Genomic DNA, 13639 nt, shown 5'->3' with positions numbered 1-13639 from the left:
GGAATGTTAACGGCCGGCCCTTAAGACTGGCTGACCGGAGTCGTGCCCTTTTCCCTCGTTTCCCTGCGTTTTTCCCTTCTATTTCAAGGCCTTGGCGGGTTTGGCCGGGGCGCGCAGGCCCGCGACCTCGTCGGCCGTCAGCCAGCGCCACTGCCCGGGCGCGAGGTCGGCGGGCAGCGCCAGGTCGCCGATGCGCGAGCGGTGCAGCCCCTCCACCCGGTTGCCGACCGCGGCCAGCATGCGCTTGACCTGGTGGTACTTGCCCTCGGTGAGCGTCAGCCGCAGGTGCAGCGGGCCGTCGGATTCGCAGGCGGCGGCGCGTACCGGCTTCGGATCGTCGTCGAGCACCACGCCGGCCAGCAGTTTCGCGATCTGCGCCTCGTCCACCGGGTGCTTGGCCGTCACCTCGTAGACCTTGGGCACGTGGTGCTTGGGCGAGCCCATCTTGTGGATGAACTGGCCGTCGTCGGTCAGGAGCAGCAGGCCGGTGGTGTCCTGGTCGAGCCGGCCGATGGCCTGCACGCCCTGCACCGCGCCCTTGTTGGGCCGCAGCCGCAGCGGCGACGGCAGCAGCGTGTAGATGCTCGGATAGGTCGAGGGCTTCTGCGAGCACTCGGTGCCAGCGGGCTTGTGCAGCATCAGGTAGGCCTTCTCGTGGTACGCCCACGGGGTGCCCTGCACCGTGTATTGAAGGCCTTCGGGGTCGATGTCGGCGAACGGGTCGTCCACCGCCTTGCCGCCGATGAGCACGTGGCCCTGCTGGACCAGCCCCGCGCACACGCGTCGCGTGCCGAAGCCCTGGGTATAGAGGATGTCTTGCAGATGCATGGGAAAAGAAAAAAGCGGCCGCACCGCCAGGGGCACGACCGCCTTCGAGTTTGCCGCAGGATCAGTACCCTGCCGCCAGGCCCGTGTTGCGGCGCGGGTCGTTGGCGCCGTAGAAGCGGTTGTTGCCCACCGGCTTGCCGCCCAGCGAAGGCGCGCCGACGATGATCGCCGCCAGGTGGTTGGCCGGCTGCGGCACGCCCAGGTTGTGGCCCATGTCGGTCAGGATCTTGCGGGTGTCGGGGCTCAGCGCATAGGTCTCGACGTTGGTGACGTCGGGCAGCCACTGCTGGTGGAAGCGCGGCGCGTCGACGGCTTCCTGCACGTTCATGCCGTAGTCGATCGCGTTGATCATGGTCAGCATCACCGCGGTGATGATGCGGCTGCCGCCCGGCGTGCCGACCACCATCACCGGCTTGCCGTCCTTGGACACGATGGTCGGGCTCATCGAGCTCAGCGGGCGCTTGCCCGGTTCGATCTTGTTGGCCTCGCCCTGCACCAGGCCGTAGAGGTTGGGCACGCCCACCTTCGAGGTGAAGTCGTCCATCTCGTCGTTCAGCAGCACGCCGGTCTTGGCGGCCGTGACCTTGGCGCCGAACCAGTCGTTCAGCGTGTAGGTCACCGAGACCGCGTTGCCCCACTTGTCGGCGATCGAGTAGTGGGTGGTGTTGCTGCCCTCATGCGGCGCGACGCCGGGCTTGATGTCCTTGGAGACGCCGGCCTTCTTCGGGTCGATGACGGCGCGGATCTTCTCGGCGTAGCCCTTGTCGAGCAGCCGGTCGAGCGGGTTCTTCACGAAGTCGGGGTCGCCCAGGTAGCTGTTGCGGTCCACGTAGGCGTGGCGCATGGCCTCGATCTGGTAGTGCACGGCCTGTGCCGAGCGGTAGCCCAGGTCCTTGAGCGGATAGCCCTCGAGGATGTTGAGCATCTCGCAGATGATCACGCCGCCCGAGCTCGGCGGCGGCGCCGACACCACGCGGTAGCCGCGGTAGTCGCACTCCACGGGCGCCATCTCGCGCGTCTTGTACTGGTCGAGGTCGGCCTGCGTGATCAGGCCCTTGCCGGCCTGGCTGGAGGCCACGAGGGCGCTGCCGACCCAGCCCTTGTAGAAGCCGTCGGTGCCCTTGGCGCTGATCTCGCGCAGCGTCTTGGCCAGGTCCTTCTGCACCAGCTTGTCGCCCACCTTGTAGGGCTCGCCCTTGTTCAGGAAGATGGCCGCCGTGGCCGGGTCTTCCTTGAAGTCGGCCGTGGCGGTGCCGAGCAAGTCGACGTCGCCCTGCTGCAGCGCGAAGCCCTTCTCCGCCAGCTGGATCGAGGGGGCGAGCAGGTCGCCGCGCTTCATGGTGCCGTACTTCTCGCGCGCGTACTCCATGCCCGAGACGCTGCCCGGCACGCCCACGGCGAGGTGGCCCTTGGTGCTCAGGCCCTTGATGACGTTGCCGTCCTTGTCGAGGTACATGTTGGCCGTGGCGGCCAGCGGCGCCTTCTCGCGGAAGTCGAGGAAGGTCTTGCGGCCATCGGCCAGCTGCACGGTCATGAAGCCGCCGCCGCCGAGGTTGCCCGCCGCAGGGTAGACCACCGCGAGCGCATAGCCCACGGCCACCGCCGCGTCGACCGCATTGCCGCCGCGCTTGAGCACGTCGACGCCCACCTTGGTGGCCAGGTGCTGGGCGCTCACGACCATGCCGTTCTCGGCGGCGACGGGCGCCACCGACGCCGCGGTCGACGCGCCGGCGGCCGCCAGCGCGAGCACGGCCGCGACGGCGGTGCGCAGCTTGGGAGTCCAGTGGATTTGTTGCATATAAGAGTCTCCTCTAGAGCGTGATGAAGTGAAGGTGAGCGGACGAACGAATGAATGGAAGAAGGACCGACAGGCGACCGCGGTTCAAGCCGTGAGCAGTGCCTTGCGACGCAGGGCGTCGAGCGCCAGGGCCACCTGCCCGCGAGCGAATTCCCTGATCGCCGACGGCTCGGTCAGCGGCTTGTCGTCCTTGACGAAGCGCAGGCGGTCGCTGCGCACTTCGGCCTCGAGGTGCTCGGCCAGTGCCTCGTGCGAGTGCCTTCCATCGAGCAGCGGCAGCAGGCTTCGCTCGAGCAGCGACACCGTCACGTGCTCGTGCCACTGGTTGCAGGTGCTGACGGTGGCGGCGGAACCCTGCACCAGGCCCACCGTGTTGCGCACCGCGGGCAGCGCCCGAGGCAGGCCGGAAACCGCAACGGCCGCAGGCACCGGCGAGCGCCTGATGCGCAAGGCGCCGAGGATCAGCAGTTCCTCAACCATCCCCATCACGACCGGTTCGGCGGCCGCGAGCGGCTGCCCCGCCAGCCCGGCGGCGGCCTCGACGAGGGCCGATACGGACATCGAGGCGGGATAGCGGGTGTCGAGCAGGTGCGCCACGGCCTTCTGCACGGGCAGGCGCATCGTGACCTTCAGGTTCCGGATCGCGGTGCAGGGCTGCTCGCGGGCATCGAGCGTGAACGCGGCGCCATCGTCGGTCTTGAACATGCCGGCGAATTCGAGCTGGCGGATGCGCGCGGGGTCGAGCTTGTAGCGGATGCTCCCGGCCAGCGGCTGCCTGACGAGCAGGGTCTGGCGAAAGGTGCGGTTGACCAGGAAATCGAGGTACTGCTCCATCATCACCTGGCTGCCGCCGCATTCGCGCAGCAGCGGATCGCGCACCTTGTCGCCGTAGTTCTGCACGAACATCGTCGACGGTTCGGCATCGCACAGGTAGGCCAGGCCACGAGCCTCGGCGCGCGCGACGAATTCCTTGAAGTAGCAAGGCGCATTGCAGGGCTCGAGGAACTCGTGCAGCAGGTACGAACTGTTGGCGCTGCGCACGATGGGCATCGCCTCTTCGAGCGTCTTCTTGAGCACGCTGTCGGCGCGGGCCGACTGCTCGAGGAAGTCGAGCATGCCGCGCGCATAGGAGAGCTTTTCTTCCGGCGTGTCGCGCGGGCCGCCGCGCAGGATCATCGCGTCGCGCACGATCTCGCGCGCCTTCCAGCCGGGGTACACGTTGTAGCTCACGTAGGCCACGCCGTTCGGCGCGAGGTTCTCGCGGCAGATGCGCAGGATCGCGTCCTGTACCGGCCCCGGCACCCAGCTGTAGACGCCGTGGCACACGATGTAGTCGAACTCGCCGAACGAGGCATCGATGTCGGCGAGATTGAAAGCCTTGAGCTCGATGTTCGACAGGCCGGCGCGCCCGATGGCCGCCATGCCCTGGGCCACCTGCACCGTCGACAGGTCGACGCCGATCGCGCGCGCCTCGGGATGCCGTGCCGCAAAGGGAATCAGGTTGCCGCCGGCCGCGCAGCCGAGTTCCAGCACACTGGCTGTTGCGGGAGGAGGAACGTCGAGACCGAAGAGAAAAGCCAGCGCTTCCAGGTGCTCCATCGCCGACTGAGGGAACGGATGCGAGTCGTAGGGCACCGCGTCGTAGTAATTCGTCAACTCGGAGGTCAGGGAATCCGGCACGGGCGTCCTTTTCGGGATCTGGGCAGGCGGCAAGAGCGGGAGATTGCAGTGACTGCAATGTGACAGTGCCCGCCGACTATAGCCTTGCCCCCAGGCAAAAAGAAGCGCGGCTGCACGGGGCGGCACCACGGACACCGCATGCATAAAAAAAGCCCAGCACGAGGCTGGGCTTGAAAAGCCTATCTGCTTGGCAATGCATCAAGGCCCCCGCACAGGTTGACCAGCGGGGGACGGTTTACCCGTCAAGGAGAAATCAGAAAACCGGATGGACAGGCCGGACAGTCATCGAGCCGCGGGGGCGCGTTTGCGAACGGCGTGTTTTCCATGGGCATAGTTTACTGTATATTTGTACAGTCTTTTCAGCAAGGATGCCCGCCATGTCCCCAACCGAAGAAACAACCGCCCCACCCAATCATGCGCTCAAGGATGCGCTGGCCTGGATCTCCAAGTTCGCGCATGCCTGGAAGGCGATCGAGCCCTCCCCCAAGAGCCTCAGCATCGACGGCTTCATCATCTGGGGACCCGTGCTCTACGAGAAGCACAAGGGCGAAGACCCGGTCCAGCTGGCGCGGCAATTGTTCGGGCGGTCAGGCGAGTACTTCAAGTATCTCTACCCCGAGCGTGGGCGCAGCTCCAGCGATCCGCAGTCTTAGAATGCCCCGATGATTTGGCGCACACTGCTTCCGCTTGCTCTCCTGGTCCTGGCCGGCTGTTCGACCCCACCCAACGAAGTGATGCAAGTCCGCGAAGGCGTGCTGCGCGCCACGACCTATGTCCAGGCCTCCGACTATTGCGATGCGCGCGACAAGACGCCGCGCTGGCTTGGCAGGGCTCCTGCGGAACAAGGCGTGCTGTTCCAGTGCTACTGAGTTGAAGCCGGGCGTTCCCCGGCTCTGCGTTGGCTGCGAGTGGACTCCGTCGGAATCACTGGGCTCCCCGACTGGCGGAGGCGGACTGGCGATTTCCCAATGAAAAAGGGCGTTCACCGGACTTCAGTGAACGCCCTCGGACGTTGTGTGGTGGAGCTGGGGGGATTTGAACCCCCGTCCGCAAGCCTTCATCGCGCAGTTCTACATGTTTAGTGATCTGTTTTGAATCTCGCTTCCGGAGTCGCGCAGTCACACGCTAAACCGGACGCCAGCACCCTATTTTCTCGCCCCGACCCAAGGTACCCGGATCGGAGCCAGCCCATGTAGTTATCCTTGCAGCCGGGAGGTCAGGATTGCTCCAGACCCCCTTGCCCAGCCCATCGGCCAACTGTTGCAAGGCTCACTGGCAATTAAGCAGCGAGTGCGAAACGTTCGTCGTTTGCAGTTAGTTTGTTTGAATCTGTTTTACGAGCGCATTCAGCTCGACATGCCCCGCTGCGACTCCGAACCCACGTCGAAACCAGTGCAGCCCCAAGGGAGAGTATTTTAGGCGCTATCGAGCAACTTCAAGAGCTCGAGGGGTGAAGTTATCGAAGCATCGGCTTCCCAGAGCGTCGAATCGGCCTGGGTGCCCATGTAGCCGTATGTCGCCGCGACCGTGCGCATGCCCGCCGCGCGGCCCGCGATGATGTCGCGCTCGTCGTCGCCGACGTAGATGCAGGCCTCGGACGGCACCCCGAGCCGACGCGCAGCCTCATGCAGGGGCTCGGGATGAGGCTTGGCGAACGGCGTGGTGTCGCCGCTCACCACCGCACCCGCACTCCCGAAGAGCGGAATGGCCCGCGTGAGCGGGTCGGTGAAGCGCATCGACTTGTTGGTGACGACTCCCCACAGCAGCCCGCGCTCGCGCAGCGCCTCGATCAGCGCCTGGATACCGTCGAACACTTGGGTGTTGAGCAGCATGCGGCGTTCATAAGCCACGAAGAATTCTTCGCGCAACTCGGGAAATTCCGGCGATTCCGGCGTGATGCCGAACGCAACCCCGAGCATGCCGCGCGCGCCCGCCCCGGCCATGGGACGGTAGCGTTCCAGCGGGAGCGAGTCGAGGCCACGATCGGTGCGCATCTTGTCGGCAGCAGCTCCCAGATCGGGGGCGCTGTCGATCAACGTGCCGTCGAGGTCGAACAGCACGGCCTTTGTCTCGACGCCCATCATCCTTGCGATCCCGGCTTCTGCGTGGCGAACATGTAGTTGACGCTGGTGTCGTCGCTGAGCCAGTAGCGGCGGGTCAAAGGGTTGTGCTCCAGCCCGCGGGTGTGCCGCAGATCGAGGCCCGCCGCCCTGCAATAGCCGGCCAGTTCACTGGGCCGGATCAGCTTTGCATATTCGTGGGTACCGCGCGGCAGCATGCCGAGCACGTACTCCGCGCCCACGATGGCCAGCATGAAGGCCTTCAGGTTCCGGTTGATCGTCGAGAAGAACACCCATCCGCCCGGCTTCACAAGAGTGGAACACGCCTGGATCACCGAGGCCGGCTGCGGCACGTGCTCGAGCATCTCCATGCAGGTGACGACGTCGAAGCTCCCGGGCTGCTCCGCAGCCAGTGCTTCGGCGCTGATCTCGCGATACTTCACGCCCTTGGTGCCGGCCTCGAGCGCGTGCAGCTGCGCCACCTTGAGCGCCCTGCCCGCGAGGTCGATCCCCAGGACCTCGGCCCCCTTGCGAGCCATCGAGTCGGCCAGGATCCCGCCGCCGCAGCCGATATCGAGCACACGACGTTGCGAAATTGGCGCAATACCGTCAATCCATTCCAGGCGCAATGGATTGATTTCATGCAGCGGGCGAAATTCGCTTTCCAAATCCCACCAGCGATGAGCGAGCTCTGAAAACTTGGCCAGTTCGGCCGGGTCCGCATTCAGGTTTTCTGTCATGAAGCGATTATGAAACGGGCGATGTCCGATAAACACCGCAAGCCTTTACCGAAGATCAATCGCGAATTCGGCAGCCATAAAAAAACCCCGCCGAGGCGGGGTTTCATTGTCGATGGAATCGATCGATTAGTTGGCGCGGGTGCCGACCACTTCGATTTCCACGCGACGGTTCTTGGCGCGGCCTTCCTTGGTGCGGTTGTCAGCCACGGGCTGCTTCTTGCCCTTGCCTTCGGTGTAGACGCGGTTGCGTTCGATGCCCTTCGAGACCAGGAAGGCCTTGACGGCTTCGGCGCGACGCACCGACAGACGCTGGTTGTAGGCGTCCGTACCGATCGAGTCGGTGTGGCCGACAGCGATGATGACTTCCAGGTTCACGCCACGGATCTTCTCGACCAGGTCGGTCAGCTTGGCGCGGCCTTCGGGCTTCAGAACCGACTTGTCGAAGTCGAAGAAGGCGTCAGCAGCGAAGGTCACCTTCGAAGCGGCGACTTGCGCAGCGGGCGGGGGAGTCGGGGTACCGGGGGTCGGAGCCACGGCAGCCGGAGCGGGAGGAACCAGAGCGCCGTCGCAACCAGCAGCAGCCGTTGCGGGCGTCCAGTTGGCATCGCGCCAGCACAGTTCGTTCGTGCCGTTCTTCCAAACCAGTTCGCCGGTGCCGTTTTGCCAGTTGTCGATCGTAGGACCGCCGTCCGCAGCGGTGACACGGGTCTGCGCGCCGGCGGCAGTGGCGAGCGCAGCGACTGCAAACATCATCGCCACTTTATTCAGTTTCTTCATGGTTCTCCTCTTGGGGAAAAAGCCGCAGCCGCGCTGCGAATCAAGGACGCTTTAAGTGACCACCACCCAAAACGTTGAGGCGATTGTGCCATAGGGTCTTTGGCAAACAGGCCGCCGGACGGCCCGGAAGCGTAGGACGGAGGCGGAATAGGCGCCTTGTGTTGCGGCGGTGCGACACCCCTCACAGCGTAAAATTTCGCCTTCCTGCCGCCAGCCCCTTGCTCATGACCTCCTTCGCAAAAGAAACCCTGCCCATCAGTCTCGAAGAGGAAATGCGCAGCAGCTATCTCGATTACGCCATGAGCGTGATCGTGGGCCGAGCGCTCCCCGATGCCCGCGACGGCCTCAAGCCGGTGCACCGCCGCGTCCTCTACGCGATGCACGAGCTCAACAACGACTGGAACCGGCCGTACAAGAAGTCGGCCCGTATCGTCGGCGACGTGATCGGTAAGTACCACCCGCACGGCGACCAGTCGGTCTACGACACCATCGTCCGCCTGGCCCAGGACTTCTCGATGCGCCACATGCTGGTCGACGGCCAGGGCAACTTCGGGTCCGTCGATGGAGACAACGCGGCCGCAATGCGGTATACGGAAATCCGGCTGGCCAAAATTGCGCATGAAATGCTGGCCGATATCGACAAGGAAACTGTCGACTTCCAGGACAATTACGACGGCTCCGAAAAAGAGCCCAAGGTGTTGCCGAGCCAGCTGCCGAATTTGCTGGTCAATGGCTCCGGCGGTATTGCGGTCGGCATGGCCACCAATATCCCGCCGCACAACCTGAACGAAGTGGTGGACGCCTGCCTGCACCTGCTGCGCAACCCCGAGGCCAGCATCGACGAGCTGATGGAGATCGTGCCCGCGCCCGACTTCCCCACGGCCGGCATCATCTACGGCATCAACGGCGTGAAGGACGGCTACCGCACCGGCCGCGGCAAGGTCGTGATGCGCGCCAAGTGCCATTTCGAGGACATCGACCGCGGCCAGCGCCAGGCGATCATCGTCGACGAGCTCCCCTACCAGGTCAACAAGAAGACGCTGCAGGAGCGCATGGCCGAGTTGGTGCACGAGAAGAAGATCGAGGGCATCAGCCACATCCAGGACGAGTCCGACAAGTCGGGCATGCGCCTTGTCATCGAGCTCAAGCGCGGCGAAGTGCCCGAGGTGGTCCTCAACAACCTCTACAAGCAGACCCAGCTGCAGGACACCTTCGGCATCAACATGGTGGCGCTGGTCGACGGCCAGCCCAAGCTGTGCAACCTGAAGGACCTGATCGAGGTCTTCCTGCAGCACCGCCGCGAAGTGGTCACCCGCCGCACGGTGTTCAACCTGCGCAAGGCGCGCGAGCGCGGCCACGTGCTCGAAGGCCTGGCGGTGGCGCTGGCGAACATCGACGAGTTCATCCGCATCATCCGCGAATCGCCCACGCCGCCCGTCGCCAAGGCCGAGCTCATGACGCGCAGCTGGGACAGCAAGCTGGTGCGCGAGATGCTCACGCGCACGCGCGCCGATGGCGGCGTAGTCAACGCCGACGACTACCGCCCCGAAGGCCTCGAGCGCGAGTTCGGCATGGGCAACGACGGCCTCTACCGCCTGTCGGAAACGCAGGCCCAGGAAATCCTGCAGATGCGCCTGCAGCGCCTGACAGGCCTCGAGCAGGACAAGATCGTTGCCGAGTACAAGGAAGTCATGGCCGAGATCGACGACCTGCTCGACATCCTGGCCCGGCCGGAGCGCGTCTCGACCATCATCGGCGAGGAGCTCGGTGCCATCAAGCAGGAGTTCGGCCAGTCGAAGATCGGCGCGCGCCGCAGCCAGGTGGAGCACAGCGCCTACGACCTCTCGACCGAAGACCTGATCACGCCGACCGACATGGTGGTCACGCTCTCGCACAGCGGCTACATCAAGAGCCAGCCGCTGGGCGAGTACCGCGCGCAGAAGCGCGGCGGCCGCGGCAAGCAGGCCACCACCACCAAGGACGACGACTGGATCGACCAGCTCTTCATCGCCAACACGCACGACTACATCCTGTGCTTCTCCAACCGCGGCCGGCTCTACTGGCTCAAGGTATGGGAAGTGCCGGCGGGTTCGCGCGGCTCGCGCGGGCGCCCCATCGTCAACATGTTCCCGCTGCAGGAAGGCGAGAAGATCAACGTCGCGCTCGCGCTGACGGGTGAAAAGCGCAACTTCCCGGCCGACCAGTACGTGTTCATGGCGACCTCGATGGGCACGGTCAAGAAGACCGCACTCGACGAGTTCAGCAACCCGCGCAAGGGCGGCATCATCGCCGTCAACCTCGACGAGGGCGACTACCTGATCGGCGCGGCGCTCACCGACGGCAAGCACGACGTGATGCTCTTCAGCGACGGCGGCAAGGCCGTGCGCTTCGACGAGGAAGACGTCCGCCCGCTCGGCCGCAATGCGCGCGGCGTGCGCGGCATGTCGCTCGAAGCCGGACAGGGCGTGATCGCCATGCTGGTGGCCGAGGACGAGCAGCAGAGCGTACTCACCGCCACGGAAAATGGTTACGGAAAGCGAACAAGCATTACCGAATACACCCGTCACGGCCGGGGAACCAAGGGCATGATCGCGATTCAACAGAGTGAGCGCAACGGCAAGGTCGTTGCTGCGACTCTCGTGCACGCCGATGATGAGATCATGCTCATCACCGACAAGGGTGTGCTGGTGCGCACCCGGGTGGCCGAAATTCGTGAAATGGGTCGCGCGACGCAAGGCGTTACGCTGATCGGTCTCGACGAAGGCGCCAAACTCAGCGGGCTACAACGTATCGTCGAAAACGACGCGAACGGCGAAACCGAGCCGGACGCAGACGATACTTCCTCATCTTCAACGGAGAATCCTCAGTGAAAAAAATCAAACTCGCACTTCTGACGGTCGCCCTGGCGAGCAGCTCGATGGCAGCCCTGGCCCAGGACAAGGCCACGCTCATCAAGCAGTTCATCGACATCCAGCGTCCCGGCATCGAATCGCTGGCACGCGGCCTGGTCGAGCAGTCGAGCGCCCCGATCGCACAGGCGGGTTCGCAATACCTGCAGACGCAAGTGCCCGAAGCCAAGCGCGAAGCCGCCGCCAAGGCCGCCGACGCCGAGCTGAAGAAGTACTTCGACGAGACCTACCCCATCGTGCGCGACAAGGCCGTTCAGCTGGCACCGGGCGCTCTCACCCCGCTGATGGAGCAGAACTTCAACGAAGACGAGCTCAAGCAGCTGCTGGCCTGGATCAACTCGCCCCTGAGCAAGAAGTACCAGGAACTCAACCCCAAGATGCAGACTGCCCTGACGGAAAAGCTCGTGTCCGAGACGCGTGCAACCGTCGAGCCCAAGATGCAGGCGCTCGACACCGCCGTCGCCAAGGCCCTCGGCGCTCCGACCGACGGTGGCGCAGCCCCCGCCAAGGCACCTGCCAAGGCTCCAGCCAAGAAGTAAGGGCAACGTGACCCAGCAGCAGACCCCGACCGGCAAGCGTCCCTACAACTTCTCGGCCGGTCCGGCCGCCATGCCGGAGGCGGTGCTGCAACGTGCCGCCGCCGAAATGCTCGACTGGCAGGGCAGCGGCATGAGCGTGATGGAGATGAGCCATCGCGGCAAGGAGTTCGGCTCGATCTGCACGCAGGCCGAAGCCGACCTCCGCACGCTGCTGGCGATTCCCTCGAACTTCCACATCCTGTTCATGCAGGGCGGCGGGCTCGGCGAGAACGCCATCGTTCCGCTGAACCTGTCGCGCGGCAAGACCGCCGACTTTGTCATCACCGGCAGCTGGAGCACCAAGTCGCACAAGGAAGCGCAGCGCTACTGCAGCGCGCGCGTGGCAGCCAGCAATGCCGACGACCAGCACACGAAACTGCCCGATCCCGCGACCTGGCAGCTTTCCAAGGATGCCTCGTACGTGCACGTGTGCTCGAACGAGACCATCAACGGCATCGAATTCCAGCAGTTGCCCGACCTGGCCGCGCTCGGCAGCAGCGCTCCGCTGGTCATCGACTTCTCCTCGCACGTCGCCTCGCGCAGCGTCGACTGGAGCCGCGTGGGCCTGGCCTTCGGCGGCGCCCAGAAGAACCTTGGCCCGGCCGGCCTGACCATCGTGGTCGTGCGCGACGACCTGCTGGGCCACGCGCTCGATATCTGCCCGAGCGCCTTCAACTACAAGACGGTGGCCGACAACCAGTCCATGTACAACACCCCGCCGACCTGGGGCATCTACATGGCGGGGCTCACGTTCAAGTGGCTGCTGGAGCAGACCGAAGGCTCGCATACCGGTGTCGCCGCCATGGAGCAACGCAACATCGCCAAGGCGAAGCTGTTGTACGACTTCATCGACGGCTCCGACTTCTACGCCAACCGCATCGACCCGGGCTGCCGTTCGCGCATGAACGTGCCGTTCTTCCTGGCGGACGAAAGCCGCAACGAGGCCTTCCTGGCCGGCGCACGCGAAGCCGGGCTGCTGCAGCTCAAGGGGCACAAGTCGGTCGGGGGCATGCGCGCGAGTATTTACAACGCCATGCCGCTGGCAGGGGTGCAGGCTCTGGTGGCCTACATGCGAGAATTCGAGCGATCGCATGCCTAGGCGCATGCCCAGCCGCTCGCACCGATGACCGCCTCCGCCCCCACACCGCCCTCCTCCTCTCCCGACAATTCCGAAAGCCTGGCCGATCTGCGCGTGCAGATCGACTCGCTCGACCAGCGCCTGCTGAGCCTGCTCAACGAGCGGGCCCATGTGGCCGAGCTGGTCGGCGAGGTCAAGAAGCGCGAGGGCACGCCGTACTTCCGCCCCGACCGCGTGGCGCAGGTCATCGACAAGATGCAGAAGAGCAATGGCGGCCCGCTCAAGGACATCCATGTCGCCGCCATCTGGCGCGAAATCATGTCGGCCTGCCTGGCGCTCGAATCGCCTCAGCGCGTTGCCGTGCTCGGCCCCGAAGGCACCTTCTGCGAGCAGGCCGCCATCGAATACTTCGGCGGCGCCGCCGACCTGATCTACTGCGCCAGCTTCGACGAGGTATTCCACGCCACCGCCGCGGGCAGCGCCCAGTACGGCGTGGTCGGCGTCGAGAACTCGACCGAGGGCGTGGTCACGCGCTCGCTCGACCTGTTCCTGCACTCGCCCACGCACGTCGTCGGCGAAGTCAGCCTGCTGATTCGCCACCACCTGCTGCGCAGCAGCAACTCGCTCGAAGGCGTCGAGGCGGTGCTGGCCCATCCGCAGGCGCTGGCGCAATGCCAGACCTGGCTGTCCAAGCACCTGCCCAATGCCGAGCGCCGTGCCGTATCGAGCAACGCCGAGGGTGCGCGCCTAGCGGCCACCAATCCTAAATGGGCCGCGCTGGCCGGTGAACGCGCCTCCACGCGCTTCGGCCTGCACATCGTGGCGCATGCGATCCAGGACGACTCGTACAACCGCACCCGCTTCTCGGTGATCTGCCTGCCGCAGACGCTTGCCATGCCGCCGGCATCGGGCCGCGACTGCACGAGCCTGATCGTCTCGGTGCCCAACCGGCCCGGCGCGGTACACGACCTGCTGGTGCCGCTGAAGCTCAACAACGTCTCGATGACGCGCTTCGAGTCGCGCCCCGCGCGCACCGGCCAGTGGGAGTACTACTTCTACATCGACCTCGACGGCCATCCCTCGCAGCCCAACGTGGCTGCCGCGCTGGCCGAGCTGCGCGGCCTCTGCGCCTTCTACAAGGTGCTCGGCGCCTATCCCGTCAAGGCCTGAGCGGCAGGCAGACACACAGAG

General features: G+C 65.2%; 12 protein-coding genes and 1 other RNA gene. 6 read left to right on the top strand and 7 right to left on the bottom strand.

The window, feature by feature from the left end; all coding sequences use genetic code 11:
• Nucleotides 1–78: 78 nt before the first annotated feature.
• From FHT32_RS11145 to FHT32_RS11135, 3 genes are all read right to left on the bottom strand, one after another.
• A complete protein-coding gene (locus FHT32_RS11145) occupies nt 79–828 on the bottom strand; it encodes a pseudouridine synthase (RefSeq protein ID WP_176664683.1) in 750 nt (249 codons plus the stop codon).
• 61 nt (nt 829–889) lie between these two features.
• The gene (gene ggt, locus FHT32_RS11140; protein WP_176664682.1) at nt 890–2626 is read right to left on the bottom strand and encodes a gamma-glutamyltransferase; all 1737 of its coding nucleotides are present in this window, start codon (nt 2624–2626) and stop codon (nt 890–892) included.
• Between the two features lie 84 nt (nt 2627–2710).
• A complete protein-coding gene (locus FHT32_RS11135; protein WP_176664681.1) occupies nt 2711–4306 on the bottom strand; it encodes a class I SAM-dependent methyltransferase in 1596 nt (531 codons plus the stop codon).
• A gap of 377 nt (nt 4307–4683) precedes the next feature.
• On the opposite strand from FHT32_RS11135, the gene FHT32_RS11130 reads away from it, so the two are divergent.
• The gene (locus FHT32_RS11130) at nt 4684–4959 is read left to right on the top strand and encodes a hypothetical protein (RefSeq protein WP_176664680.1); all 276 of its coding nucleotides are present in this window, start codon (nt 4684–4686) and stop codon (nt 4957–4959) included.
• 81 nt (nt 4960–5040) lie between these two features.
• On the top strand, nt 5041–5175 hold the full coding sequence (locus tag FHT32_RS11125; protein WP_256098960.1) for a hypothetical protein: 135 nt from the start codon (nt 5041–5043) through the stop codon (nt 5173–5175).
• Nucleotides 5176–5323: 148 nt separating this feature from the next.
• Here FHT32_RS11125 and ssrA read toward each other — a convergent pair.
• The 4 genes from ssrA to ompA form a co-directional block, all read right to left on the bottom strand.
• Nucleotides 5324–5708: a transfer-messenger RNA gene (ssrA, locus tag FHT32_RS11120) on the bottom strand.
• A 13-nt stretch (nt 5709–5721) separates the two neighbouring features.
• The gene (locus FHT32_RS11115; RefSeq protein WP_176664678.1) at nt 5722–6390 is read right to left on the bottom strand and encodes an HAD family hydrolase; all 669 of its coding nucleotides are present in this window, start codon (nt 6388–6390) and stop codon (nt 5722–5724) included.
• Nucleotides 6387–7106, bottom strand: a complete 720-nt coding sequence (gene ubiG, locus FHT32_RS11110) for a bifunctional 2-polyprenyl-6-hydroxyphenol methylase/3-demethylubiquinol 3-O-methyltransferase UbiG (protein ID WP_176664677.1) — start codon at nt 7104–7106, stop codon at nt 6387–6389. The genes FHT32_RS11115 and ubiG overlap by 4 nt, the downstream gene beginning before the upstream one ends.
• A gap of 126 nt (nt 7107–7232) precedes the next feature.
• Complete coding sequence (ompA, locus tag FHT32_RS11105) at nt 7233–7883, bottom strand: outer membrane protein OmpA (RefSeq protein ID WP_093199080.1); 651 nt, start codon at nt 7881–7883, stop codon at nt 7233–7235.
• A gap of 224 nt (nt 7884–8107) precedes the next feature.
• Here ompA and gyrA point away from each other — a divergent pair, with 224 nt between their 5' ends.
• The 4 genes from gyrA (at nt 8108) to pheA (ending at nt 13618) form a co-directional block, all read left to right on the top strand.
• Complete coding sequence (gene gyrA / locus FHT32_RS11100; protein ID WP_176664676.1) at nt 8108–10753, top strand: DNA gyrase subunit A; 2646 nt, start codon at nt 8108–8110, stop codon at nt 10751–10753.
• The gene (locus FHT32_RS11095; protein WP_176664675.1) at nt 10750–11331 is read left to right on the top strand and encodes a DUF2059 domain-containing protein; all 582 of its coding nucleotides are present in this window, start codon (nt 10750–10752) and stop codon (nt 11329–11331) included. The genes gyrA and FHT32_RS11095 overlap by 4 nt, the downstream gene beginning before the upstream one ends.
• Before the next feature lie 70 nt (nt 11332–11401).
• Entirely contained in the window at nt 11402–12469 is a 1068-nt protein-coding gene (gene serC, locus FHT32_RS11090) for a 3-phosphoserine/phosphohydroxythreonine transaminase (protein WP_256098980.1), read from the top strand.
• 24 nt (nt 12470–12493) lie between these two features.
• Nucleotides 12494–13618 (top strand): prephenate dehydratase, encoded by a 1125-nt coding sequence (pheA, locus tag FHT32_RS11085; protein ID WP_126022918.1) that lies wholly within the window; start codon nt 12494–12496, stop codon nt 13616–13618.
• The last annotated feature ends 21 nt before the right edge of the window (nt 13619–13639 follow it).

Origin of the sequence: Variovorax sp. SG517 (assembly GCF_013376045.1) — a bacterium.
Classification (GTDB): domain Bacteria; phylum Pseudomonadota; class Gammaproteobacteria; order Burkholderiales; family Burkholderiaceae_C; genus Variovorax.
This window is presented reverse-complemented; position numbering and strand designations above follow the sequence as displayed.

What these genes read in the sequence shown, in the direction of transcription:
- FHT32_RS11145 (WP_176664683.1), bottom strand. Translation starts at nt 828, where the DNA reads ATGCATCTGCAAGACATCCTCTATACCCAGGGCTTCGGCACGCGACGC.
- ggt (WP_176664682.1), bottom strand. Translation starts at nt 2,626, where the DNA reads ATGCAACAAATCCACTGGACTCCCAAGCTGCGCACCGCCGTCGCGGCC.
- FHT32_RS11130 (WP_176664680.1), top strand. Translation starts at nt 4,684, where the DNA reads ATGTCCCCAACCGAAGAAACAACCGCCCCACCCAATCATGCGCTCAAG.
- FHT32_RS11125 (WP_256098960.1), top strand. Translation starts at nt 5,041, where the DNA reads ATGCAAGTCCGCGAAGGCGTGCTGCGCGCCACGACCTATGTCCAGGCC.
- FHT32_RS11115 (WP_176664678.1), bottom strand. Translation starts at nt 6,390, where the DNA reads ATGATGGGCGTCGAGACAAAGGCCGTGCTGTTCGACCTCGACGGCACG.
- ubiG (WP_176664677.1), bottom strand. Translation starts at nt 7,106, where the DNA reads ATGACAGAAAACCTGAATGCGGACCCGGCCGAACTGGCCAAGTTTTCA.
- ompA (WP_093199080.1), bottom strand. Translation starts at nt 7,883, where the DNA reads ATGAAGAAACTGAATAAAGTGGCGATGATGTTTGCAGTCGCTGCGCTC.
- gyrA (WP_176664676.1), top strand. Translation starts at nt 8,108, where the DNA reads ATGACCTCCTTCGCAAAAGAAACCCTGCCCATCAGTCTCGAAGAGGAA.
- serC (WP_256098980.1), top strand. Translation starts at nt 11,402, where the DNA reads ATGCCGGAGGCGGTGCTGCAACGTGCCGCCGCCGAAATGCTCGACTGG.
- pheA (WP_126022918.1), top strand. Translation starts at nt 12,494, where the DNA reads ATGACCGCCTCCGCCCCCACACCGCCCTCCTCCTCTCCCGACAATTCC.